General features: G+C 43.8%; 17 protein-coding genes and 1 tRNA gene. 8 read left to right on the forward strand and 10 right to left on the reverse strand.

Going from position 1 to position 25,263, the window contains the following annotated elements; translation table 11 throughout:
- Positions 1 to 88: 88 nt before the first annotated feature.
- Positions 89 to 1,822 (forward strand): hypothetical protein, encoded by a 1,734-nt coding sequence (locus ACYVAD_RS05495; protein WP_461138449.1) that lies wholly within the window; start codon positions 89 to 91, stop codon positions 1,820 to 1,822.
- 33 nt (positions 1,823 to 1,855) lie between these two features.
- Here ACYVAD_RS05495 and ACYVAD_RS05500 read toward each other — a convergent pair whose 3' ends face one another.
- Positions 1,856 to 2,575, reverse strand: a complete 720-nt coding sequence (locus tag ACYVAD_RS05500; RefSeq protein WP_461138450.1) for a class I SAM-dependent methyltransferase — start codon at positions 2,573 to 2,575, stop codon at positions 1,856 to 1,858.
- A 521-nt stretch (positions 2,576 to 3,096) separates the two neighbouring features.
- On the opposite strand from ACYVAD_RS05500, the gene ACYVAD_RS05505 reads away from it, so the two are divergent.
- Both ACYVAD_RS05505 and ACYVAD_RS05510 read left to right on the forward strand, forming a co-directional pair.
- On the forward strand, positions 3,097 to 4,428 hold the full coding sequence (locus tag ACYVAD_RS05505) for a tyrosine-type recombinase/integrase (protein WP_461138451.1): 1,332 nt from the start codon (positions 3,097 to 3,099) through the stop codon (positions 4,426 to 4,428).
- Between the two features lie 16 nt (positions 4,429 to 4,444).
- Positions 4,445 to 6,982: a COR domain-containing protein gene (locus ACYVAD_RS05510; protein WP_461138452.1), complete on the forward strand. Its 2,538-nt coding sequence runs from the start codon at positions 4,445 to 4,447 to the stop codon at positions 6,980 to 6,982.
- Between the two features lie 309 nt (positions 6,983 to 7,291).
- Here the strand turns inward: ACYVAD_RS05510 and ACYVAD_RS05515 are convergent, their stop codons facing one another.
- Complete coding sequence (locus ACYVAD_RS05515) at positions 7,292 to 8,098, reverse strand: hypothetical protein (RefSeq protein ID WP_461138453.1); 807 nt, start codon at positions 8,096 to 8,098, stop codon at positions 7,292 to 7,294.
- A 238-nt stretch (positions 8,099 to 8,336) separates the two neighbouring features.
- The gene (locus ACYVAD_RS05520) at positions 8,337 to 8,885 is read right to left on the reverse strand and encodes a hypothetical protein (RefSeq protein WP_461138454.1); all 549 of its coding nucleotides are present in this window, start codon (positions 8,883 to 8,885) and stop codon (positions 8,337 to 8,339) included.
- Between the two features lie 243 nt (positions 8,886 to 9,128).
- On the opposite strand from ACYVAD_RS05520, the gene ACYVAD_RS05525 reads away from it, so the two are divergent.
- Positions 9,129 to 9,347 (forward strand): helix-turn-helix domain-containing protein, encoded by a 219-nt coding sequence (locus ACYVAD_RS05525; protein WP_461138455.1) that lies wholly within the window; start codon positions 9,129 to 9,131, stop codon positions 9,345 to 9,347.
- 83 nt (positions 9,348 to 9,430) lie between these two features.
- Here ACYVAD_RS05525 and ACYVAD_RS05530 read toward each other — a convergent pair whose 3' ends face one another.
- From ACYVAD_RS05530 to ACYVAD_RS05560, 7 genes are all read right to left on the reverse strand, one after another.
- On the reverse strand, positions 9,431 to 10,369 hold the full coding sequence (locus ACYVAD_RS05530) for a phage/plasmid replication domain-containing protein (RefSeq protein WP_461138456.1): 939 nt from the start codon (positions 10,367 to 10,369) through the stop codon (positions 9,431 to 9,433).
- Positions 10,370 to 10,425: 56 nt separating this feature from the next.
- Entirely contained in the window at positions 10,426 to 10,737 is a 312-nt protein-coding gene (locus ACYVAD_RS05535) for a helix-turn-helix transcriptional regulator (RefSeq protein ID WP_461138457.1), read from the reverse strand.
- A gap of 458 nt (positions 10,738 to 11,195) precedes the next feature.
- A tRNA-Leu gene (locus tag ACYVAD_RS05540) sits at positions 11,196 to 11,279 on the reverse strand.
- Positions 11,280 to 11,360: 81 nt separating this feature from the next.
- Positions 11,361 to 12,698 (reverse strand): dihydroorotase, encoded by a 1,338-nt coding sequence (locus ACYVAD_RS05545; protein WP_461138458.1) that lies wholly within the window; start codon positions 12,696 to 12,698, stop codon positions 11,361 to 11,363.
- Entirely contained in the window at positions 12,695 to 13,666 is a 972-nt protein-coding gene (hemB, locus tag ACYVAD_RS05550) for a porphobilinogen synthase (protein ID WP_461138459.1), read from the reverse strand. Before hemB ends, ACYVAD_RS05545 begins: the two co-directional genes overlap by 4 nt.
- A gap of 75 nt (positions 13,667 to 13,741) precedes the next feature.
- Positions 13,742 to 14,440 (reverse strand): response regulator transcription factor, encoded by a 699-nt coding sequence (locus ACYVAD_RS05555; RefSeq protein WP_461138525.1) that lies wholly within the window; start codon positions 14,438 to 14,440, stop codon positions 13,742 to 13,744.
- A gap of 71 nt (positions 14,441 to 14,511) precedes the next feature.
- Positions 14,512 to 16,413, reverse strand: a complete 1,902-nt coding sequence (locus tag ACYVAD_RS05560) for a sensor histidine kinase (protein ID WP_461138460.1) — start codon at positions 16,411 to 16,413, stop codon at positions 14,512 to 14,514.
- Between the two features lie 177 nt (positions 16,414 to 16,590).
- Here ACYVAD_RS05560 and ACYVAD_RS05565 point away from each other — a divergent pair, with 177 nt between their 5' ends.
- From ACYVAD_RS05565 to ACYVAD_RS05580, 4 genes are all read left to right on the forward strand, one after another.
- Positions 16,591 to 17,400, forward strand: coding sequence for a T9SS type A sorting domain-containing protein (locus ACYVAD_RS05565; RefSeq protein WP_461138461.1), 810 nt, complete (start codon positions 16,591 to 16,593; stop codon positions 17,398 to 17,400).
- Between the two features lie 125 nt (positions 17,401 to 17,525).
- Positions 17,526 to 17,771 carry a hypothetical protein gene (locus ACYVAD_RS05570; protein ID WP_461138462.1) on the forward strand — a complete coding sequence of 82 codons (246 nt, stop codon included), beginning with the start codon at positions 17,526 to 17,528 and terminating at the stop codon, positions 17,769 to 17,771.
- A 310-nt stretch (positions 17,772 to 18,081) separates the two neighbouring features.
- On the forward strand, positions 18,082 to 21,171 hold the full coding sequence (locus ACYVAD_RS05575; protein WP_461138463.1) for a glycoside hydrolase family 3 N-terminal domain-containing protein: 3,090 nt from the start codon (positions 18,082 to 18,084) through the stop codon (positions 21,169 to 21,171).
- A gap of 160 nt (positions 21,172 to 21,331) precedes the next feature.
- Entirely contained in the window at positions 21,332 to 25,222 is a 3,891-nt protein-coding gene (locus ACYVAD_RS05580) for an Ig-like domain-containing protein (RefSeq protein ID WP_461138464.1), read from the forward strand.
- The last annotated feature ends 41 nt before the right edge of the window (positions 25,223 to 25,263 follow it).

Here is a 25,263-nt window from a genome sequence, read left to right on the forward strand (position 1 = left end):
TATCTGTCTTTAAAGGGACTCTGCTAGCTATTTATTGGAAAGCTCGTGCGAATTTTACCGCTTTGACCAACCGACGCTGTCGCCCCGTATGAATCGATTGTATACGTTGCTAGCTCGGCGCCCGCTGACGCTAGTGCTGTTGTTTCTGCCCATTTGCGTATTTTTTGTTTACTTCTTTGCCCTTCGCTACAACATACCCTGGTTTGACGAGTACGAGAGTATTTCTTTTTTCCTGAACAATTTTCTAACTGCCGATTCCATAGGTGGTAAATTGGACGCTCTGTTCCGTCCCAATAATGAGCACCGGCTGGTCTACGCCCGGTTAGTTGTCCTCAGTCAGTATCTGCTCACGGGTGGGTTGAATTTTTCGAATCTGATGCTTTGGGGCAATCTAGGTCTGGTTCTTATTTTCTGGCTGGCTTATAAAGCGCTCCGCCATGCCGACGATTTCTCCAGTACAGCTTTAACTCCCCGGGCCTTGGGCGACAAAGCTATAATAGGCATGCTTCCCCTGCCACTTCTACTATTTACCGCACAAGATTACCTGCTGACCTTTACGGCACTCTACACATTGCAGTACCTGGCCATCATTACCCTGTCCATGATCACGTTTTACATATTAGCTACGGATCGTCCAACAAACTTTGGTTTGGCACTGACCGCAGGGCTCTTCTCGACGTTTAGCATGGGAAATGGGCTGTTGATATGGCCGGCCGGCGCAGGTATGTTATTTATTCAGCGTCGGTGGATGGCGCTCGGGATCTGGATAGTAGTTGGCTCAGTAGGCGGATACCTATACTTCCTTGGCTATCCTGTTCAGCAGGGAAATGCCAGTGGCCTCGATTATGTACTCCAACATCCGCTTCAGACGATTGCTGGTTTTCTGGTTTTTGCCGGCAGTGTATTCGATTTGTTACCAATGCTCCCTGTTGCGCAGCGTAGCTACCTACCTTTTATGGGAGGGTTAATTCTGGTGCTGGGACTAGCCTATTGGTTTATCAAGATTCTTCTCCAATCGCCCAAAAGAAAACTTTCCTTCTTCGAAGTCTTCGTGGCAGGCTGTTTTCTATTCCTGCTCGCTAACATTGGTTTGATCGCTGTTTTCCGGATTCGGTTCTATTTCGGCATGGTTTTACACAGCTCTTACCGTGTCTATGCCTTAGTTCTGTGGGCGCTAGCCTGTTCATTACTTTTCAGCCAATTACACGAATCAAGACGGATGCAGATGTGGCCTGCAGTATGGTTACTTTTCTTGGTAGTGAGCATAATCACCTATATCACTTACGTCCCTGAAGCTGTCGAACGCCGAAAACATATGCAGGGAATGACCTTTAATCAGCGCTACAGCGATATTGGCCTGGGGGGCTCCTGGAACACGCCCCTAGCCGATTACATCAGCGGGCTCACGAAACTAATGCATGATAAAGGATGGTATGACATTCCGGATCCTACGATTACGCCCGATGAGAAAAAACTAATGGCAGCCGCAACAGCAGTCGACTCAAGCATAAATCTGCAAATTACCCAACGGTCGGATTACGTCGTCGTCGATAGTCAGGAGTCGGACTACCATATTGGCATGAACGAGGCAACTTATCTGGCTCTCAAGTCTGACAGCCACACTTTCCTGGTGCTCGCCAACCGCAATCGGCCTAAAGGACGGCGGTTCTGGCAGGCAGCTCCCGGTTTTTCAGCGGCTATGCCTACTGAGCTGGTTAAACCAGGTACGTACCGCATCGGTCTATTCCGTACATATCCCGATCACAGTCAAATTCAGTATACCAAATACGTTGTAAACATAGCCGAACGGCCAGGTAGGTAACGGCTAATGATAGCCCAAAAGCCGTAGGGTATGCTACGGCTTTTGGGCTATCATTAGAAGCGATTTTCCCAGCGAACGATTCAATATGGGATCGAGAGCGGTCGATACGGGGACTAAGAGCGAATCCCACGTACTAATTTGGGACGCGGTTGGTTGAGATTGGCGGAGCATTAGCTTATTGGCCGAAGATGCCAACAGGCCAACGCTATCCAGATAATGAAACCGTACGTGTTTCAATTCTGGAGGCATCACCTGCAATAGTCGAGACTTATTGTAGCGCCGGTAATGTCCAATAGCAGCATCAAACGGACTGAACAGCCACTGATGAGCTGGTACCAAAATAATAAGGTGGCCTCCGGGCCGCAGCAACGTAGCAGCTCGTTTCAGCTCAGCTCCATCATCTTCGATGTGTTCGATTACGTCAATGTAGAGCAAGCTTGAGTAAATACCTTGAGGAGGTAGATCATCGGTAGTACCAAGTTGTGTTTTGCACACAGCAGGGATTAGTCCCCGCTCCTGCTGTCCATTTAGTTGAGTAAGTAGTTCACTATCTGGCTCCAGACATGTCCATTGGCCTTTAAACGCAGGTGTACACAATTGCCGCGTAGTACCTCCCAGACCGGCCCCTACTTCAAGAACATTATCTCCCAGATAAGGAGTTACGAAAGATGACCAATACCGTTTCCAGTTAACGGCTTTTTCAAAGAGTGTTAATTCCTCCCCGATATACGTGGAAGTGGTTGGTTGTTGCATTCAGAATACGCTAGCGTAGTATGGTCCCTCTAAACGAAAAAGCACGAATCAGCTATTTCAATAGCCAAGTAACTCAATGGATTACTTCGTTATGTATCTTCCATTTGACTTAAGTCGGCAAGAATACGCATTTTTTATAATCAGAGTAACACGAAACATTCTGTCTTTGTCTTTTTCTAGTGACTAGACAGTATTTCTAGTTTCTAGTCACTGATTGTAACTGTAGTGTCAGGTTTCTATGTGATATCAGATTAATGGCCGTAAATGACAAAAGCCGCAACTGATTAAATCAGTTGCGGCTTTTCTGTGTGCCGAAGGCGAGACTCGAACCTACTTAATTCTCTTTCTTCTATACTCTGTACTTGAATGTCAAAAACCGGCCTTCTTTGCAATTGAAAGGCATTATTACCTAAATTATAGATAAAACATAATTAAGTAAGATTAAGATAAATAAACCAATACCGTACACCATTCCGTACACCAATTCAACATTATATTTGTATAATAATCATTCTCATACTATGCCACGTACATCTATCTCCCCGGTTACATACATTCTAAGAGATAAAAGAGCAAAAGGATTTACGCCTATAACCTGCATCATACGTTTCAATAATCAACGAATGAACATAGGTACAGGATACAAAGTAATGGTTAGCCAATGGAGTCTTTCTAAGCAACGTGTTAAGAATGTTGTTAATGCCGTTAATGGGGATTCAATCAACTACTTCCTTGACAAGCTGGAAAGTACAATCAAAGAATATATAGATGAAGCTAGAGCTAACCGTGTTCAACTAACAAAAGAGGCTTTGAAAAAGCAAATTGATGGCTACTTACATCCAGTAGTACAGAATGAAAAGCCAAAAACATTGATCGATTTTGTAAATTGGTATATTGAAACCTGTCCTAACCGCTTAGTCCGTGGGTCAAAAGCTAGGACAGGTAGATTTATATCTACGGACACTGTCCGGCGTTATAAGACAACCTTAAACGGTTTAATAGCATTCAGTACAACATACAAATACCCTTTATCTTTTGAAAATATAGATATCAATTTTTATAATAGTTTTACCGCATGGCTGATAGAAAAGAACTATGCTACTAATAATGTAAGCAAATATATTGAAAACGTAAAAGGATTTATGAGCGCAGCAGTTGATGAAGGACTTACGACAAACTTAGCCTATCGTAAATTCTCTAATCTAAGAGAAGATGTTGAAAATATATATTTAACAGAAGCAGAACTTCAACGCATATACGAATTAGACCTATCTAAGAATGTGCGATTAGATAAAGTACGTGATTCTTTTCTCTTTGCTTCTTGGACAGGGCTAAGATTTTCTGACTTTTCAAACTTACAAAAAGAACACATAAAAATAGATGAAAACGGAAACAAACATCTTGACTTAAAACAGCACAAAACGGGAATTAAAATTTATATACCTATTGTCAACGAAATTATCATTGAAATTCTTGATAAGTACAATAACTGTTTACCCGAAAGTATTTCTAACCAGAAGACTAACGATTATTTGAAAGAAATTTGTGCTATGGCGTCAATAAACGAAAGAATTCTAAAGCATACTACAAAAGGTGGTAAATCGGTAATAAAAACAGTTGACGGATGGGATACCAAATCTGATGGAGTTGAAAAATGGATGCTAGTTACAACACACACTGCGCGTAGATCGTTTGCAACTAACATGTTTAAAAGAGGAATGAAAACAATACTAATAATGAAACTAACTGGACACAAAAAAGAGAGTGAATTTTTAAAATACATAAAAATAGATACTCAGGAAACTTTGTCATTAATCAGTCAATATCTTACAAAGAACGCTCCCGTTCAATAACAGCGGACCTATACGTATGAACTTTCAGGATAACCAAGTCAATGATATAATAGCAAAAGCTAAATCATCTAAATCACAGTATCTAGATTTAAGCTGGTTGCATCTCAGGGATTTGCCTGATGAATTAGGAGAACTAGACTTTATTACTGAACTAGATCTGAGCCACAATAGCTTCTCTCATATTCCTAGTGTTCTCTATAAGTTACATAACTTACAAAAGCTAAATGTAAGTCATAATTATTTAACTATAGCTAGTGGCTTAGGCTTTCCAAATCCATGCTTACTACCTATCAGAGAAATTAATATTTCAAACAATAATTTCACAGAAATCCCAGACGATTTGTTTAATCTAAATGATTTGGAATATGTCGAACTAGGAGAACTCATATATGGAATACCTGATGTAATTTTAGAAGAAGGAATTTCGGCGTTAAAAAATTACACACAAGAAGTACGTTTATCAAAAACAACCGATAAAATATTTGAAGCAAAAATGATATTTGTCGGACAAGGAGAGGTCGGAAAGACTTCATTGATGAGAAAGCTATTAAATAAACACTACAAACTTGTTGAAGGAAAAGAGCCTACCACACATGGAATAAATATAAATAAATGGAACGTAGATATATCTTATTCTGACGATGAAATTTATGATAACTATTATTCATATGGAGAAGGCGTAAATGTCTTAAATGATGATTATTTATTTGATGATTATGATAATGCGTATAAGACGGCTACTATTAACATATGGGATTTTGGAGGGCAAGAAATATATTATTCAACACATCAGTTCTTTCTAACAAAAAGATCAATTTATATTTTTGTCTGGGATGCAAGAAGAGAAGAAGAATATAGAAGCTTTGAATATTGGTTTAACACAATAAATATTCTCAGCGAATCTAGTCCAGTTATAATTGTGATGAATAAATCAGATGTCAGAACTAAACATATAGATGAAAAATCCCTCCAAAAGAGATTTCCTAATATAAAAGGCTTTTACCAAGTAAGCTGTCTAGATGACAGTGGTTTAAATAAATTAAGTATTGGTATCGCAGATACTTTTAAAGAATTACCCCATTTAGGAGATAGACTACCTAAAGTTTGGGTTGATATTAGACAAGAACTAGTTTCCCAAGATAGTAACTATATAACTTATGATGAATATGCCACGATCTGCTTGATAAAAGGTATTAATAAAAATAGAGCAAAGTACTTAGCAGAATATTTTCACGACTTGGGTGACATATTACATTATGAACACGACCAAGTATTAAAAAACTTGGTCATATTAAATCCAGATTGGGCCACTAACGCTTTTTACAAATTAATTGATAGCAAGAAGATACAAAGAAATGATGGTCAGTTTTCATTAGAAGATTTGGAGGAGGTATGGGATAAAAAACAATACCCTCCAGCAAAGCACATCGAATTAATAAGATTGATGGAACGGTTTGAAATATGCTTTAATCTACTGGGTACGTTTAAATATATAATTCCAGAATTATTACCAACAGAAAATGACTTTGATATAAATAAAATAACAAAAAAAACAGAATTAAAATTTGATTATGAATTCAAATTTATGCCTGCTGGATTGATTCCAAAATTTATCTGTAGAAACTTTGCTTCTATTGAAAAAGGTAAACTCTGGAAAAATGGGGTTGTACTAAGGTTTGAAGAATCTACTGCATTAATAATTGGCAATCAAATAGACAGAAAAATAAAAATATTTGTGTATGGTGACGATAAAGAAAGTTTACTTGGAATAATAAGACGAGAATTTTCAATAGTTTTATCCTCAATTAAATTAATCAGAGATGTTGATTACTTTGAAATGGTACCTTGCATTTGTAAAATCTGCAAAAATGATGAGCATCCATACTTTTATAAGTTTAGTGTTTTGAAATTATTTCAGAAGAATAAAAGAGTAACTATAGACTGTCATCAAAGTGCGTTAGAAATACCTGTTGTTAAACTATTGAGAGGGTACGATAGCATTCGCGAAGGTGATAGAACCTTTGAACACTTAATGATTGCTTGTTCTCAATTACAAGGAAACTATAAAATAGTTGATAAAAAAGAGGATAGTAGAAATAGTTTTATTAGCAATGTACTTTCTAACAGAGGTCTTAAAGTAAAGGATCAAACAAGATGGGGTAGTTCTCCTTCGGGATTATCCCAGGGAGAAATTGATATAAAAGTTGAGGACGATAATGGCATTGCACTAAGTATTATTGAAGGATTAAATCTGTATAGTTTAGACACGAACAAAATAACTTCACATGTAAATAAAATATTCGATTACGACCCTAATGGTTTAGAAAATAACTATATAATATCTTACGTAGAATCAAAAAACTTTGTTGATATTTGGGGGAAATATATTGATGTTATTTTAAATATAAACTACAAATATCCTTTAAATAGAGGTTTTGTAGATTTGTCTGATACATATAGCTATGGGAGCCATTTAAAAATTGGGCTAACCTCTTATAATATTAACGAAAACACAAACAATATATATCATATATTTATAAAAATGATACACTGATATTTATTGTTTCTAACTATTTCTATTTTTCATTCAAAACACATAACAATTAAGCAGAAAATTATATCGTTTTCATTTTAACTAATAAATTACAAATACTTATTATTTTTATATACTTAGTGAAAAATATGACTTCTAATTTCAAATTAATTAATATAAGGAGATAGAATTTATATAATACAAACATAAACTACTATTGTTGCACAAGCGCTTTTATCTAGAAAAAGTAAACTTGTTACTATCTTATTATAGCGTTACTTTTTTTAATATATTCTTTTATATGGTTACTTACTTTCAGAAGTTTTATACTTACTCTGATCTATAGAAAGTATATTTTCCTAATAAGTAATCTCCAACTAGCGTATTATTATCTTTAAATGAAAGAAGCATTGGTAAACTACCTTCTAACGGTTTAATATATATCATCTCCTCTTCAATACTATAAGTAGTTGGAACTCTTACGCCCATAGTTGAGATTACTACTATTGTTTTACTTTTGAAATCTAATTCCATCCCAAACATATTATTACTTATAAATTTGCTTCCATTCAATAAAGACTTTATTAAATATTCTTTTTTCTTAGAAGGAGAAAGTGAGTGATACTCTGCTGTCAGTTTCAGTAGATTTTTCATTCGATCACTCGAAGTAAAGTTCGGATGTTCGGCATTTACGTAGGCAAGTAGGCCCATCGAATTCTTAGTTTGTTCAGCTTTATAAGCTCTCACATTTTCTACACTATCTATAGTAATGCTTTTTATTTTATTATTCTTAAATCTATATGAATTATGGACTATTAGCTTTATTTTAACATCAAGTAACGAATCTATAGCCGATGTCCATTGTTCAGTCGTTTTAATGACAGAATCAGATTTGCTAATACTAAATAATACTATCTTACCTCCTGTGTATTGAAAATCTGCTAAGTTCAAATTTTGATTCTCGCTCACAGGATTATTATAAATCATAAAGCTATCATCAATACTTTTTTTCACACTAGTAGTGTCGTATGAATTACTATATCGTAGATAATCTTCTACAATTTTTTTTTGATCCCGTTTACAGGATAGACTTGTACAAGCTAATACAAGAATGAGTAGTTGTAAACCTTTGTTCATGTTCTGTAAAATGTATATCGCAAGGAAGGCATTTATTTATGAAAACCTACAATATGTCCCAAACTTGAAAGAAATTGTCCCAAATAGAAATATATAACTATCACAATAACATATTTTCATATTATGAAAATTAAATAACAATAAGTAGCATAGAGAAGTATGTATGTTACATGAGTATATTACGGTAACTATTAATACATCTACTTTATTAGTACTTATTCAAATCACAGATAATGAGTTAGTGGGTATCATCCTCAGGAACATCCATTGGAAACATCGTATATGTAGTCTTTTTACCGTATACAGAATTTTCGCTTCTTACATTTATAACAAAATGTTTTTTCGTTGCACTATTAAGAAACGTTTTAACTAAAGCTCCATCTTTTGTAATAGTGCCATCATTTTTAAAGCCAATTAATGGTAAACGGTTTACTGCAATTCGATAAATTTCATTATTATCATGTTGATACGCTATAACTTTATCTTGAGTATTCGTTTCATCAAAAATATAAGATACTTGATAGTAGGCAGCATTATTTGATATTAGATTATGTACAAATATAATTTCTGTTCTTCCATCATCTCTTTGAGAAGTATTTAAATACTGCCAATTCCGAGCAGTTAAATATTCTTCAAATTTATTTAAATCACACGCTTGTAATAGTACTAATTGGTCTACAGTTAGGCTATGCTGTATTTTCAATTTTTCGTTTTTTGCTTTGATAGCTTGCAACTGATTTAGTGTCTCAGAATAACTATTCTGCTTATTTTTTCGGACTTGCGCCATGGAAGTAAAACCATATATAATTACTAAGGAAAATGTGAATGTAATTTTAAAATAGTACATTCTGCTTGAAGTTTATTGTTTAAAAATATACATATGCCTATAGATTTCCCTTTATCTTTTCAGACAGCAAACATTCATAGATTTCCATAAACACACAAATATATCGCAATATCAATATGTCAACAGATTCGATGACAAGTTTTTTTTATATGGTTACCAATTTGCCGAAGCTACGCTCTGGCAATGGAAAAGTATACCTTTTTAAAACTATTAGGCGACAAGATCGTAAGACTACGCTCAGATAAGAACTGGAGTCAGTCCGACTTAGCACGAGCTTGTGAAAAAGATAGACAGAGTATAGAAAGGTTAGAAAATGGAAAAGTAAATCCTTCAGTATTTTACCTTAAACAGGTTGCAGATGCCTTAGAACTTCCAATTTCAGAGTTATTCAAAACGGAATAGTACAAAATATTAACAAATTAATAATATTTTATAAAGTCTTGATTAATAAAAAGGAGGAAGTGTTATCTTCCCCTTTTGCTTATCTATCTTGTTCTTACTTGATTATACCACGCTAGTACCTTTTCATCTAGTTCGTTCATTAAATCCTCTTCTTCATATTTGTCTCGCAATTCATCAAAGGCATTTTTCACAGATTTGGCATATCTAGCTTTACTCTGCTTACTTATTAGTCCTATATTGTAACTGTGATTAATTGTATACATACAGTCATCGAAACCCGCCTTTGTTATGGTATAGTTCAATAAATCCTGTTTAGTTACAATTGGCTTAGTACTTATGCTATATTCTTTGTTCAGCTTGATGTACTCTTGATACCATATTTCTGGTAACAAATCTATATGCTCAATAATATCGCTTACAGTTGGCAGATTTGAGCCAAAATGCTTTTGAAACACATGACGTGCTTTTAGTTTTGCCTCCAATCGTAACAACTTATCAGGAATCTCTACGCTTTGTTTGTTTTTCTTTGATTTCTGTTTGGCCTCAGCGGTCTTATCGTATATTATCATTCCTCTTGAGCCATTACTAGTATCTATGGTTTGATCATTAAACCGTGTAGCATTTTTAGAATTGTTGCTGTGAATTTTGCTTATATATTCTGAGCATTTGTATTTCATTGGAAGATTTGTCCCAATCTCCATTTTTAGTACAAATGCTTTTCTAATGTCAATTAGTTGAACTAAGGCGCTATTAATTGAATCAAAAGCTTTAGGAATATCCTTTGTTAGTAATACCTGCACATTATTGCCCAAATAAAATCTATTTAGACTACCAGTTATATATATATAATCTACATTCATATATATTTTTAGGTTGTTGATTTCGGCACGATAAGATTTTATTCCTTCTGCATTTATTTCTTCTTTGTAATGAGAAGGATACTTACACTTCAAATGTCTTGCTAATTCTACTATATCAGTATCATAGCCTACATTATATCTCATTGCTATTTTATCTATCATATGATTATTTTATCAATCTTTGATATGTTTTTCTGCTTGTTATAGGAGTTTACTATCTATTTGTTCTTATTGTAACGCTTGATGGGAACAAGTGCATTTCGCACTTCGCCTTCTATATACCTTACTTTATTACCACCAAGGCGGTAAGACTGTAGAATGCCTCTGTTAGTCCAGTCAGTGAGTGTAGGTAGCGAAATTTTCAGCAATTCAGCAGTTTCTTCCCTCGTCAATATGTTATCACCATTTTCTGTCTTCGGTGCAACTGTATAGTACTGTGCTATAAACTCCTTTACGGATTGAAATTCGTCAAAGATTGTCTTGGCATCTAGTCCATCAACTGTAATTTGTCGGCTAATCTGTGTCATCATACGCTATTCGTTTAAAGTGAAAATTTGTTTTGTTCACACCGTCAACTAAAGCGAAATGTCTAAAGGTTCCAACCAATCAGAACTAAAATCAAGTAATCTAAAAATTATTTGATTATTTTAGAGGTAAATATAATATTTTCAAAATATTATTCTGTTTGTCTTTTAGGGGCAAATTGGTCATTTACATTTTATTTTGTTAAAGTGTTAAAAAAATTTTCCACTTTTTTTTGTGAGTTCAAAATAAATACTGTTATTTAGAATTAAATAAATTAATATGTATTCATATAAATACTCTTTAAATACTTGACTAAGCAAATTTTTTAGATTCGTACAAGTTGAGAATAGGTTATAGTAGCATTTTATATCAAAAAAAATGCTTTCCGTACACCATTCCGTACACGAGTAAAAAGGAAAAAGCCGCAACCACTTGATTAACAAATGATTGCGGCTTTTCTGTGTGCCGAAGGCGAGACTCGAACTCGCATGTCCGTAAAGACACACGCCCCTGAAACGTGCGTGTCTACCAATTTCACCACTTCGGCAACTCGTTCCCCTTACTATTGGGACTGCAAAGGTAGTATATGATAGAGCCTTCGCGCAAGTCTTTCCCGAAAAAATTTTTGCTACCGAGCAAAGGCTAACCGCTCTCCCGCCCGATCAGCCAAGAATTGGCCCTGCTGATACACCAATTGTCCAGATACCAGCGTATGCGTCACGGTCGAGCCGAAAGTATGCCCCAGCAGGGGCGACCAGCCACATTGGTATAAGATATTCTGCTTCGTTACGGTAGTTGATTGTTGTGGATCAACTAGAACCAGGTCAGCCCAATACCCCTCTCGTACGTACCCCCGCCGGTCAATCTGAAAGCAGTCAGCAGGCGCATGGCTCATTTTTCGAACGACGGTTTCAATCGTCAGCTTTCCCTGCGCCACAAAATCCAGCATCAGCAACAAAGGATGCTGCACCAGCGGTAAACCCGATGGCGCCTGCCAATAGGATTGCTGCTTCTCCGCCCAGGTATGGGGCGCGTGATCGGTGGCAATAATATCCAGTCGGTCATCCAGCAGCGCTGCCAGCAACGCTTCTTTATGATGAGCAGCTTTGATCGCCGGATTACATTTGATCTGGTTACCCAACGTCAGGTAATCGCGACTATCAAACCATAGGTGATGCACACATACTTCAGCAGTGATACGTTTCTCCGACAGCGGAATGTCATTGCGAAACAGCGCCAGTTCGTCGGCTGTGGTGATGTGCAGGATGTGTAGCCGGGCGTCGTGACGCTTAGCCAGTTCGACCGCCAACGAGGACGATAGCAAACAAGCCTCTTCCGAACGAATCAGTGGATGGATAGCTGCTGGGGCAGCATCGCCATACAGATTTCGGTAGCGTTCCGTGTTGGCTCGTATCATTGCTTCGTCTTCGCAATGAGTAGCAACGAGCATGGGGCTCTGTCGGAATAAGTCTTCCAGCACCTGCTCTTTATCGACCAGCATGTTGCCCGTTGACGATCCCATAAAGACTTTGATACCACAGACGGATTTAGGATCGGTCCGAAGCACTTCATCGAGATTGTCATTCGATGCTCCCATGAAGAAGGAGTAGTTTGCCATCGACGTTCCGGCTGCGATAGCGTATTTATCAGCCAGCAACTCCTGCGTCAGCGCGTTAGGAACGGTATTGGGCATTTCCATGAACGTAGTAACGCCCCCCGCTACCGCTGCCCGGGACTCCGATTGGATCGTAGCTTTGTGGGTTAATCCCGGCTCCCGAAAATGAACCTGATCATCAATAACACCAGGCAATAAGTACTGTCCCTTAGCATCAATCACCTGAGCGATTCCCTCATCTGACAATCCGGACTTAATCTGAGCAATAAAACCGTCTTCAATCAGGACATCGGTTTCGGTAATCTGGTTCTCGTTAACTAAGCGGGTATTTCTGATTAAAATTTTGTTCATATAAGACGGGCAGCTTCCTTCGCAAAGTACGTTAGAATTGACGTCGCACCGGCCCGTTTGATCGATAGTAAGGCTTCCATCATAGCCCGGTCGCCGTCGAGCCATCCCCGTTGTGCAGCCGCTTTAATCATGGCATACTCGCCACTCACGTTGTAGGCTGTAATAGGCAGATGGAAGTTATCTTTCAGGAGTTTGATGATATCGAGGTACGCCAGCGCGGGCTTTACCATCAAGAAATCAGCCCCTTCGGCAAAATCGAGCTGAGCTTCGATCAGAGCTTCGCGACTGTTAGCCGGGTTCATCTGATACGTTTTCTTGTCGCCAAACTTAGGCGCCGAATCCAATGCATCACGGAATGGGCCATAAAACGCACTGGCGTATTTAGCCGTATAGGCCATAATGGCTACATCATGGAAATTATTATCGTCCAGGATTTGACGTATATATCCTACGCGACCATCCATCATGTCTGATGGACCAACAATATCGGCTCCCGCCTGCGCCTGGGCCAGCGCCATTTTACCCAACACTTCCAAGGTCGGGTCGTTCAGAATTCTACCGTTTTCGACAATCCCATCGTGTCCGTCGGAACTGTAAGGGTCCATCGCTACGTCGGTCATGACCACCGCATCCGGGAAACGATCTTTGATCGCACGGATAGCATTCAAATACAGGCCATCTGAGTTATGGCTCTCGGTCGCGTACTTGTCTTTTTTCGATTCGGCAATATTGGGAAACAGATCAAACGACTTCACGCCCAGGTCCATACATTCCTGAATTTCCTCCAGCAGTAAGTCAAGCGACAACCGGTGAATACCGGGCATGGATGAGACTTCGGTACGTACGTTTTGCCCGTCGACAATAAATACTGGCAAGATGAAATCGGTGACAGACAGGCGCGTTTCCTGCACCATGTCGCGAATAGCAGCCGACTGGCGATTCCGGCGCGGACGACGAATAATATTCATAATTGATCGGGCAGCAGACAAAACGTTACGTATCTGCCACCACAAAACTAACGCCCGATAGCCGATGTCTGTTCCTTAACTGATGAGTTTAAACCCTTCGCCGTGCACATTGACGAGCTGGACAGCCGCGTCGTTCTTCAGATATTTCCGTAGTTTGGTGATGTACACATCCATACTACGCGCGTTGAAATATGAATCGTCGCCCCAGACCATTTTGAGCGCAAAGCTCCGACTAACGGGCTGGTTTAGATTCTGCGCCAGGAGTTTAAGCAGTTCTGACTCTTTACTGGTTAGCTTTTGGGGTTGGGGGTCTTCACCCGTTACGGTCTGGGTAAGTAGCTGATGCGGATAGTCGAACGAGAACGAGCCAATTTGATACGTTGTCGGCTCTACGCTATCCGAAGCAGTTCGCTGGTACCGACGTAAAATGGCCTGAATCCGTAACAACAGCTCCTCCATACTGAACGGCTTTGTCACGTAATCATCGCCCCCCACCTTGAACCCCTGAATGGTATCTTCCTGCATCGACTTGGCCGTCAGAAAGATGATGGGAACGTCGCGGTTAGACATGCGAACCTCCTTCGCCAGCGTGAAGCCATCTTTCTTAGGCATCATCACGTCGAAGATGCAGAGGTCATACGAGTGCGACATAAATTGTTGCAGCCCCTGGTTACCATCCGTCACGCGGTCGGTAGGGTATCCTTTCATTTCCAGATATTCCTCAACTAATTGCCCCAGGTTGGGGTCGTCTTCGACGAGTAGAATGGTCGGCATAGGTTCAAAGAGCGAAAGGGTGAACGAGTGAATGAGCGAAAGGCTGACGCGTGCTTCGCTCTTTCGCTCATTCACTCGTTCGCATGTTTATATGGTAAGATTACTTCGAATGAACTCCCTTTTCCTGGCTGGCTTTCTACACGAATCTGGCCGTTATGCTCTTCGACCATTTTCCGAACGTAACTTAATCCAAGACCAAAACCTTTAACATCGTGTCGGTTACCTGTTGGCACCCGATAGAATTTCTCAAAAATTCGGTTCGTTTGCTCCTTAGTCATCCCCAATCCTTTATCAGTTACCTTGATGCTGATACCATCGGGCAGATTTCGGGTTTGTAACGTAATGTGTAGCTGATCGGGAGAATATTTGATAGCGTTATCCAGCAGGTTGTACACGATGTTAGTCAGGTGAACGTCATCGGCTTCGATGATCTCATTTTCTGCTTCGAAATCCAGATCCACTTCCCCCTGGCGCTGTTCGATCTGTAAACCAATTGTGTTTAGGGCTCGCTCAATTACGTCATGGATATTGACCTGGGACAATTTTAATCGGATCTCCCCTCGGTCGAGCAGAGCCATTTGCAATACCTTTTCTACGTGCGATCCTAACCGACGCGTTTCATCACGGATGATCCCCATGTAGCGCGTCAATCGATCCGGCTCAGGAACAGCTGCCTTATTAGCGCCCCCGTACTGGTCTTGTACCATCTCCACGGCCAGCGAGATCGTCGAAATCGGCGTTTTGAACTCGTGGGTCATGTTATTAATGAAATCGTTCTTGATATCGGCCAGCTTCTTCTGCTGCACGATGGTACTGATCGCGATATAGAAACAAGCCAGAATGACCAGGATTAACACAACCGACGCGCCGAACGTAAAGCCTAGCCGATCCAGAATGAAAGCCTGCTGGGTCGGAAAATAAACGTACAAATAGTTACCCGTCTCGACCAAGTTCGTTGGGAATAAAGCTGCCTTGTAGCCATTGGTATTCAACTGCTCTGGCTCCGCCATGAGCGAGGTGAACAGAAAATTGGGCTGCTGGCGCGTTCGTACCCCATACGAAAACGGAATCGTGATACCCCGCTCAATCAGCGTTTGCCGAAGCAACGTATCAAGTGCCAGCCGGTTAACCCGTTCGGCAACGGGGCGATCGGACATAAGCAGTCCTTTCAGCATCCCCTTGATCATATCCGTATTCGCTTCAGCCTTAGCCTGGCTCATGTTAGCAGGACGGTTCACCTGCACCAGGCGAGCCGATGCCTTTTCAATCGAATCTTTCCGACGGGCTTTGTTTACCTGCGCGATACGCCGGAGCCGCTCCTTCGTCGCTTGTGCATCAGCCTTCTGCTTAACTGTTTTAGCGGCTACCTCCTCGTTAATCCGATGTAGCTCGTCGTTCATGATGTGCTCAAGCCAACGATCAAACTGCTGCTGTTGAGCCAGACGGGTCTGCCAGTCGCCCAGAGCCATCAGCTCATCCTGCTGCCGAAAAAACTCTTCGACAATCATCATCTGTTCGGCCGTCAAGGGGCGAACTGTTGGGTGAAGCACATCCGACTGCACAACCATAGCTCCAGCGGGCGCTATACTCGCGGATGACTGCCCCATCTGGCGGTCTGACAAAGAATTACCCGACCTTGAGTAGGCTGAACTGGTTGCCGGTTTTTCCCGCTGAGCCATTGCCATTGTTTCTGATCCAGACTCCTTTTCCGGAGTCTTCTTTTCTTCTTTCTTAGCAATGGCCATCAGGCGCTCTTGCTGCTCCTGACTGTGAATTTGCTGTTTCGTCTGGTACAAAATTTCCTGACGCTCCAGCGTACGTACTACTTCCTGGAGAGCATCGGTTACTTTATACGCAAACTGTTCCTGCTGGAGTCGCAGCGCACTGGCTATCCAGTAAAGCTGCAGCCCAACCAGGCCCAAAAGCCCGACGGTCATTAGCGCGACGATCCATCGTATCCGTTGTTTTGACATTTTTTCTCCTACGCATGCAACCTTCCTTTCTTTTTCTCATCTATGGAGAAAGTGGCTGGAACGGTCAGTAAAAATACAAATGCTCAGACGAATCGACTGGGCGTTAACAAACTTTAACAGGCTGATCGATACCTTCCTTACCGCCCATTTATTTCTTTGCTTATTCCATTTCTTACCATGAAAAAAACAGCTTTTGTCTGGACTCGGTTCGTTCCGGTCCTCCTGCTTACCGGTAGTCTCAGTGGAGTGGCCATAGCGCAGAAAGCCAAATCAACCACGCCAAAGTCTTCAGAAAGCGAGATGAACGTTCGGGTTATTGAACGTAACGGCAACGAGGTTCGCGAAATTGAACGCACGTATCGCATCGATGGTTTGTCAGATCCTGAACGTGATAAACTGGTAATGAAATTGGTGGACTCCTTGAAAGCAGCGCACAAAGGAGAGCGCAATCGACAAATGACGATCATCGTCGATGATAGCAACGGCGATCGAATTGTAACTCGGGAACGTAATCGGGTGCCGGGCGATGCATTGGCCCAGCGCAACTGGCAACCCCGAACGAACAACGGACCGTTTGGCGATAATCGCACCTGGCGGTACGAACTTCGGCGGGGAGCTGATTCGCTCGCTCTCAATCTGGATCGGCTACAATTTCAGTTTAAGGACCTGGATCGGCAATTCGTTCGCCCATTCGAAGATTGGAATCGGAATATGAATAGCAAGCCGTCGACCATTCGTGGTTTGGATGCCTACCCTAACAATCCGGATCACAATCAATTAAATCTTCGCTTCACGGCTCCCGCCAAAGGCGACGTCAATATCACTGTAACTAATACGAAGGGCAAAGAAATCGCCCGTCGGGAGCTCAAAGATTTCTCGGGTGAGTTTATCGGCCAAATTGACCTTGGCAAAAATTCACAGGGGACGTACTTCGTCACTGTTACACAGAATGAAGACGGAGCCGTCAAGCGAATAGTTGTCGACTAAAAATGCTTTTGGGGAAGGGCTACCCGTGTCCTTTCCCAAAATTTTAACAAAAATATAGTACTATGTATTGCAAGATACCAAACAAAGCCTATATCTTTGTGTTATCAAATTAACAGGCCAGAGATATGAAGAAGTTGCTCATCATCGGAACAGTACTGATTGGGATCAGCGGGGAAGCTCTTAGCATGGGCCACCCTCATAATCTTTTTGCCGCTCGCAAGGCCATGCGAGTAAAGTCTTCGGCTACGGTCCGTAAAAAATCTGACCTGTTGGAAGCTTGCAACTGGCAGCCTACCATTTGCGTTGACAAAGCAACATTCAGCAAGCGGCTGTTGGCTGCACTGGCGGAATTGAGTCCGCTCAACTCCTGATTTGTTTTCGTATTAACTTCTCATACACAGGTAGTTGTTTACGTCTATACATGTGCACCTACTCCCGGGCACTTCTGCCATCATTTTCCGAATAGTTTTCTCGTCTTAATGAATCTGCTCCCGGAAAATAGAATTATTACCTACTTGATCTTCATTTATTGTTACAACAGGGCTTGTAAATTGAACTATTTACAGTAAAAATTCTATATTTTAGATAGAATCAATGGTATCCAAGGCTAGTTGGCTAATTTTATCATCCAGCCTTACACCGTCTGAAACTGACTGTATTTAATTTACCTGTTGAGTACCCATGCGTAACAACGTTGTCCGGTCGCTGCTTGTCGTCGGTCTGCTGTCCATCAGCTTGTTAACCACCTTTGGTCTAACCAGACCAGGGCGTCTGCTGTGGCATCGCATTGCCCACTCCAGAAGTATTCATAAAGCTCATAAACGTCCCAATACCAAGCCGGTTTCCCGGACTACGGCAGCCCCTTACGTGGCAGGTCCAGCAGCCAATCCCGTAGAAGTATTTGCGCTGCCCGATAGTGGTCAAAATTGGGTTGACAGCGTCTTTCGTACGCTGACACCAGAACAAAAAATCGGGCAGTTCTTTATGGTGGCTACGTTCTCTAATCGGAACGAGAACCATTATCAGTACATCGACCATCTCATTCAGAGTTACAATATTGGCGGACTGATTTTCTTTCAGGGTGGCCCCTACCGACAGGCTGTACTGACCAACCGCTATCAAGCTCAGTCCAAAGTTCCGCTGCTTGTTGGAATAGATGGTGAGTGGGGCCTCGGCATGCGGCTGGACAGCGCGATGGATTTTCCTCGCCAGATGTCGCTGGGCGCTATCCGGGACAATCAACTGATTTACCGAATGGGCGCTGAGATCGGGCGGCAGTGTCAGCGACTGGGTATTCACATCAACTTTGCTCCCGTTTCGGATGTTAACAGCAACCCGGCGAATCCGGTTATCGGCACGCGTTCGTTTGGCGAATCGAAAGAGAACGTAGCGCTGAAAGCATCGGCTTACATGCGGGGACTGCAACAAACGCACGTTATCGCTACTGCCAAGCACTTCCCGGGGCACGGCGACACCAACGTAGATTCTCATCACACACTTCCTACGGTGAGCCGGTCATCGGAGCAAATGCGCGACATCGATCTGTATCCATTCCGGAAGCTAATTGCCGATAGTCTGATGGGAGTCGTAACGGGTCATTTGCACGTACCGGTCATCGACAACACGCCCGCGCTGGCGGCTACGTTATCGGAAAAGATCGTTACGGAACTGCTCAAAAAAGAGCTTGGTTTCCGAGGACTGGTCTTTACGGATGCCCTGAACATGGGAGGCATCAGTCGTTCGCCGAAGTCAATGGACGTTAACCTGCGGGCGTTGATAGCGGGCAACGACATTCTGCTTTATCCCGAAAACGTCCGGGAAGCCGCCCAGAACATTCTTAACGCCGTTCAACAGGGCGTTATCTCGCAGGAGTTTATTGACGAAAAGGTTAAGAAAATACTCCGGGCGAAATACTGGGTGGGGCTGAATCACTACAAACCAATCCAGTTGGGTGGGCTCTCGGCTGAAATCAACTCACCCGAAGCTGAATTACTGAAACAGGAACTCTGTGAGCAATCTATCACGGTGGCCAAGAATCAGGACGATCTGCTTCCACTAAAGCGACTAGATACCCTACGCCTGGCTTCAGTAGCCATCGGAGCCGAAGCGGGTAATGTTTTTCAAAAAACGCTTAATCAATACGCCCCTTTTCAGACGCTGGCTTTGCCCGATAAACCTATTTCGGACACGGAATTGAACAACATTGTGGCGCAGGTTGGTGATGCCAATACAGCGGTCATTAGCTTCCATCACATGAATGAGTCGGCCAATCGCAAGTTTGGTTTGACAAAAGCTTCTCTTGATCTTATTACGCGCCTGAAGCAGAAGGGCATTAAAGTAATTGTCACTGTTTTCGGCTCTCCGTACAGTATGCCGCTCTTCACGGGCGCCGACGCTTTGGTTTGCGCCTACCAGGAAATGGACGACATGCAAAAAGTCGCTCCGCAAATTCTGTTTGGCGGACTAGGCTCGCGTGGTATGCTCCCCGTTTCGACGGGTGAGTTTAAAGTCGGTGTAGGCGACTTGGTCAGTCCCGAAGGTCGTTTGTCAGCAGGTTCGCCCGAAAGCGTTGGTATGAAATCAGCCACGCTGGCCAAAATCGACGCCATCGTTCAGGGGGCGGTCAAAAGCAAGGTTGTACCAGGCTGTGAGGTACTGGTGGCCCGCAAAGGCAAGATTGTGTACAGCAAAAATTTTGGCGCGTTGACCTACAGTCCCGGTGCTCCTAAAGTCACGGATGAAACCTTGTACGACCTTGCGTCGCTGACGAAAGTGCTGGCGACACTACAATCGGTTATGGTGCTGCACGACCGGAAGGCTATCGATCTCACGCAGAAAGCATCCGCTTATTTGCCCGAACTGCGCGGTACGAACAAGCAAAATATTACGTTGCAGGATTTGCTCTGGCACCAGTCGGGTATGGTTTCCTTTTACCCAACTACTTGGGATCGTACCCGAACACCGGGTGGGGGTCTGAAAGCACAGTTTTATAATCCTACGCCCGATAGCTTATACACGATCCAGGTAGCCCCTAACCTTTGGGGAGTACCCGCCCTACGGGATTCAGTCTGGAAATGGGTCGTACAGTCGCCTATGTCGCGTAAGCTGGATGAAACCGGCAAAGCCGCCTATGTATACAGCGATCTGAATTTTCTGATGCTGCAGAAGATCGTGGAACGGGTGTCACGGCAGCCGCTGGACAGATTTGTCACTGAGAATGTGTACAAACCGCTTGGATTACACCAGTTAGGTTTTACGCCCCTGCAACGACTGAAAAATCCCGTCTGCGCCCCCACGGAACAGGATACGTATTATCGAAATCAGCTGTTGGTTGGTACAGTTCACGACCAGATGGCAGCCGTTCAGGGCGGTCTATCGGGTCATGCCGGGTTGTTCGGTAATGCCCGCGAGATAGCAACGCTCTTGCAAATGAATCTTCAGAAGGGCACTTACGGCGTACAGCGAATCCTGAATCCGCTAACCGTTCCTTACTTTACCCAGACCCTGAGCAACCGTAGTCATAGGGCGCTAGGTTGGGATAAGCCAAACCCTGAAAGTTCGACCAGCGTATATCTGGCCCCGCAGGCATCAGCCCGCTCTTTTGGCCATACTGGGTTTACCGGGAACGTCGTCTGGGTCGATCCTGATCAGGAATTGATCTTCGTTTTTCTCTCGAATCGAATCTACCCAACCGCAGGAAACAACTCTATTAACACGACCAAACTACGCCGGCGAATTCACGAGTTGATTTATTCGTCGATTGAACCGTAGTAGTTTTTCTACCTCAACAATCGAAAAAGCCCTGGCAGGATTGCCAGGGCTTTTTCGATTGTTGACACCTGACAGTCAATTCATATTTAGAATCAACCAGCGTTCTTTCGTTCATAAAATACTATCTTTATATCCCTATAATTTTCAGTTAGTCAGGTTTATGAATGGCCGTATCTTTTACGTTTACTTATTTGTCTGGTTGTATAGTTGCGGAACAGCCCTGACCGGTTGGGCGCAGACAATTACAGCAACTTCCCTTAACCCAACCAGCATTTGTCCGGGCGGGGCTGTTACGGTTACGTTTTCCACCAGTGGTACGTTTGGTACATCGAATACCTTTACGGCTCAACTCTCTGATCCCGCAGGCACGTTTTCAACAACGGTTGCTATTGGTAGTGCGACCAGTGGTACTGCCATTTCTGCAACAATTCCGGCTGGTGCAGCTGCTGGCTCCTACAAGGTTCGGGTTGTCGCCAGTAATCCTGCGACCGTTGGCCCAGCCAGCACACAAACGCTAGCCATTAACACGCCCAATAAGCCAGCCGTTGCTAACCCGGCGGCATACTGCGTGGGTAGTGAAGCCATTGTCTTATCAGCAACTGCGTCGGCGGGAGGTACGTTGACCTGGTATGGCACCAGTCAGACAGGAGGAACGGCTTCGTCAGTAGCTCCTAAACCAAGTACGACTGTAGCAGGTCCTACTTCTTACTACGTTAGTCAGACAGTCGATGGCTGCGAAAGTGCCCGGGCTGAAATCATTGTTACGGTGAAAGCTAGTCCATCAGCCCCCACCACTGCTCCAGTAACGCTTTGCGTCGGGCAGACTGCGAATGCCCTGACAGCCATTGTGAGCAGTGGTGGTATCTTGAACTGGTATGGTACCAGTCCAACAGGAGGTACCGCTTCAGCAACAGCCCCCACCCCACCAGCGTCGACCTCTGGTGTAACAACGTATTACGTCAGCCAAACCGTAGATGGGTGCGAAGGACCACGTGCAGCTTTAGCGGTTACGGTCAATCCCATTCCGGCTGCCCCTACAGCTGCCTCGCCTAATCCCTATTGTAAGGATTCCCCTGCTGTTCCGCTGACAGCGACAGGTACCAATCTGACTTGGTACACAGCCGCAACGGGTGGACCAGGAAGCAGCACGGCGATAACTCCGGCCACCAATACCGTAGTCCCGCAGACTTATTACGTTAGCCAGAAAGTCAATGGTTGCGAAAGCGCCCGGCTTGGTATTTCGGTCGTTGTCAAAGAATTACCGGCTGCGCCAATTCCAACGTCTGTATCTTTTTGTCAGGGAACAACCGCACCCGTCTTATCAGCAACTGCGTCGACGGGTGGAACGCTAAACTGGTACGGTACCAATGCGAGCGGGGGAACAGCCTCAGCAACTCCCCCAACCGTTTCAAACACCACGGCAGGGCAATTTACGTACTACGTTAGTCAGACCGTCGATGGCTGCGAAAGCCCCCGTGCTTCGCTCGTTGTAACGGTAAAACCGACGCCCTCAGTGCCAGGTGTTACGTCAGTTACAGCGTGTCAGAATCAGAGCGCGACTATTACGTTGACAGCAACACCGACAACGGGCGGAGCGCTAACCTGGTATGGCACTAGCCAGACAGGGGGTACGGCTTCAGCAACGGCCCCTACGCCGTCGTTAACCGCTGTCGGCACAACGACCTATTACGTTAGTCAGACGCTGGATGGCTGCGAGGGGCCTCGGGCGGCTTTATCTGTTTCGGTTAACACCGTTCCAGCTGCGCCAACGGCGACCGCACCAAATCCGTATTGTCGCACGGCAACTCCAGCCGCGCTGACGGCGACGGGCACGAACCTGACCTGGTATACTGCGGCTACAGGTGGGACAGGAAATAAGACGGCGATAACCCCTCTGACCAGTGCAGCAGGGTCAACTCCCTATTACGTTACTCAAACGGTTAACGGTTGCGAAAGCCCCCGTCAGATTATTACGGTTGTTGTCAAAGAATTGCCGGCAGCACCGTCGGTAACGGCTGTTGAATTTTGTCAGAATGCTACACTTCCTGTCTTGACGGCAACGGCATCGACCAGCGGTACGATAAGCTGGTACGGTACCAATCAAACGGGGGGTACTTCGTCCGCAACAGCTCCAACCGTTTCAACAACTACGGTTGGTACGACGACCTATTACGTCAGTCAGACTGTCGACGGCTGCGAAAGCCCTCGAGCAGGCTTAGCCGTAAAAGTGAAAGCCACACCAGCAGCGCCTACTACTACCCCCGTCAGTTATTGCAATAACGCTCAAACGCAACCGCTACAAGCATCAGGCTCCAGTTTGAAATGGTACGACACGTCTGGCTCATTGCTAGGGTCAACGGTTACACCACTATCCACCAACGTAGGCGCTCAGACGTATCAGGTAACTCAGACTTCAGCCGAAGGGTGCGAAAGTACCAGGGCATCCCTTGTCGTTACGATTAATGCTATTCCAGGTCAGCCTACGGTAAGTAATCTGAATTATTGTCAGGCACAGACCGATCAACCCAATCAGTCGGTTCAGCCATTAACAGCCGGTGGGGCCAACCTCCGGTGGTACGCAGCCTCGAATGCTTCAACAACAACCGCTCCTACCCCGGTTATCAGTCAGACGGGCGTGCAAACGTACCAGGTTACCCAGACAGTTAATAGTTGCGAGAGCGATAAAGCAACGATTCAGGTAACGGTCAATACGACGCCAGTACCTACAGTCGCTAAAACGCTCTATAACTACTGCATCGGTGACCAAGCTACCCCCTTGGAGGCTACCGCGTCAACGGGAGCTACGCTTCGCTGGGTTGATCCCTACGGGCGTTTGTACACCAACTCACCAGTACCAGCGACAGCGAATGCAAACGTTGATGCCTTCGGCGATCCTTTCTATGTGTACCAAATTGGATCGAACGGTTGTTACAGCCCACGCGCAACAGTCCGGGTTATTGTCAACACCACACCGTCGCTGGCCTTGATAACACCAACCAACAGTGTTAATCTGGGAGAAGCAGCTCAACTTCGCCTACAGTTTACGGGTTCAGCACCGTACAGTTATACGCTAACCGAAGGTTACTCCGGTGTTTCTCGTATCTCGGATACGACTATTTCTGTACTGCCCCGCGGGAACACAACGTATCAGATTCTGGCGGTACGGAATGGCTGTGGCACTGGCTCACCAGGAAGTCCGGCTACAGCAACCATTACGGTTCGGGTACCGACGATCACAACGAACGCGCTGACATCATCAACGCTGTGCACAGGCTTATCACTGTCCGTTCCTTTTGCCTCAACTGGCCAGTTTAACACGGGCAATAGTTTTCGGGTCGAGTTAGCCAGTGTGAGCGATACGACGAAGAAATACACAGTTCAATCAACATCAACGGGCTCGCCCGTTACGGCAACGTTGCCTACCAATATTCCAGGTGGTCAGTATTACGTCCGCGCCATAGCGTCGAATCCGTCTATTCCAATTATTGGTAGCAACAGTCCAACCGTCCTGACAATTCGCGGCCTACCAAGTGCTACGTTAACTGGTCATCAGACGGTGTATGAGGGTTCACCCGCGAATCTGACTATTGCGCTTGGGGGCGATGGTCCCTGGACGCTAACTTACGCCGATAGCTTGCGGACGTATTCAACCACCGCGACAACGAATCCGTACATAGCCGAAGCACGACCATCCCGCACAAGTACGTACCGACTCACTGCCGTGGCAAACGTGTGCGGTACCGGTACTGCATCCGGCACCGCTTTAGTCACCGTACTGCCCCTGCTGGCAGTGGAAGATACGTCGCTTGATCCCGTTGTTAAAGCGTATCCAATACCTACTTCAGCCGTCGTTACAATCGAATTAGATCTACCCTTAACGCGTGAACCCGCCATTTTATCAATGACGACGTTGAGTGGAAGGCTTATTCAACGACAGGTGACCCGAGCCCAGCGGAACGAACTAGATATGAGTAGTCAACCCGCAGGTACCTACTTATTGCGAATTCAGGTGGGTGACCGGCAAACAATCAAAAAAGTAGTTAAACTGTAAATGAATCGGGCTGATCAGTTGTTGATCAGCCCGATGTTTTC

Source organism: Spirosoma pomorum, assembly GCF_054776615.1.

What these genes read in the sequence shown, in the direction of transcription:
- ACYVAD_RS05555 (WP_461138525.1), bottom strand. Translation starts at nt 14,440, where the DNA reads ATGCCGACCATTCTACTCGTCGAAGACGACCCCAACCTGGGGCAATTA.
- ACYVAD_RS05560 (WP_461138460.1), bottom strand. Translation starts at nt 16,413, where the DNA reads ATGTCAAAACAACGGATACGATGGATCGTCGCGCTAATGACCGTCGGG.
- ACYVAD_RS05570 (WP_461138462.1), top strand. Translation starts at nt 17,526, where the DNA reads ATGAAGAAGTTGCTCATCATCGGAACAGTACTGATTGGGATCAGCGGG.
- ACYVAD_RS05510 (WP_461138452.1), top strand. Translation starts at nt 4,445, where the DNA reads ATGAACTTTCAGGATAACCAAGTCAATGATATAATAGCAAAAGCTAAA.
- ACYVAD_RS05525 (WP_461138455.1), top strand. Translation starts at nt 9,129, where the DNA reads ATGGAAAAGTATACCTTTTTAAAACTATTAGGCGACAAGATCGTAAGA.
- ACYVAD_RS05545 (WP_461138458.1), bottom strand. Translation starts at nt 12,698, where the DNA reads ATGAACAAAATTTTAATCAGAAATACCCGCTTAGTTAACGAGAACCAG.
- ACYVAD_RS05535 (WP_461138457.1), bottom strand. Translation starts at nt 10,737, where the DNA reads ATGATGACACAGATTAGCCGACAAATTACAGTTGATGGACTAGATGCC.
- ACYVAD_RS05565 (WP_461138461.1), top strand. Translation starts at nt 16,591, where the DNA reads ATGAAAAAAACAGCTTTTGTCTGGACTCGGTTCGTTCCGGTCCTCCTG.
- ACYVAD_RS05580 (WP_461138464.1), top strand. Translation starts at nt 21,332, where the DNA reads ATGAATGGCCGTATCTTTTACGTTTACTTATTTGTCTGGTTGTATAGT.
- ACYVAD_RS05500 (WP_461138450.1), bottom strand. Translation starts at nt 2,575, where the DNA reads ATGCAACAACCAACCACTTCCACGTATATCGGGGAGGAATTAACACTC.
- ACYVAD_RS05505 (WP_461138451.1), top strand. Translation starts at nt 3,097, where the DNA reads ATGCCACGTACATCTATCTCCCCGGTTACATACATTCTAAGAGATAAA.
- ACYVAD_RS05575 (WP_461138463.1), top strand. Translation starts at nt 18,082, where the DNA reads ATGCGTAACAACGTTGTCCGGTCGCTGCTTGTCGTCGGTCTGCTGTCC.
- ACYVAD_RS05530 (WP_461138456.1), bottom strand. Translation starts at nt 10,369, where the DNA reads ATGATAGATAAAATAGCAATGAGATATAATGTAGGCTATGATACTGAT.
- hemB (WP_461138459.1), bottom strand. Translation starts at nt 13,666, where the DNA reads ATGAATATTATTCGTCGTCCGCGCCGGAATCGCCAGTCGGCTGCTATT.
- ACYVAD_RS05495 (WP_461138449.1), top strand. Translation starts at nt 89, where the DNA reads ATGAATCGATTGTATACGTTGCTAGCTCGGCGCCCGCTGACGCTAGTG.
- ACYVAD_RS05515 (WP_461138453.1), bottom strand. Translation starts at nt 8,098, where the DNA reads ATGAACAAAGGTTTACAACTACTCATTCTTGTATTAGCTTGTACAAGT.
- ACYVAD_RS05520 (WP_461138454.1), bottom strand. Translation starts at nt 8,885, where the DNA reads ATGGCGCAAGTCCGAAAAAATAAGCAGAATAGTTATTCTGAGACACTA.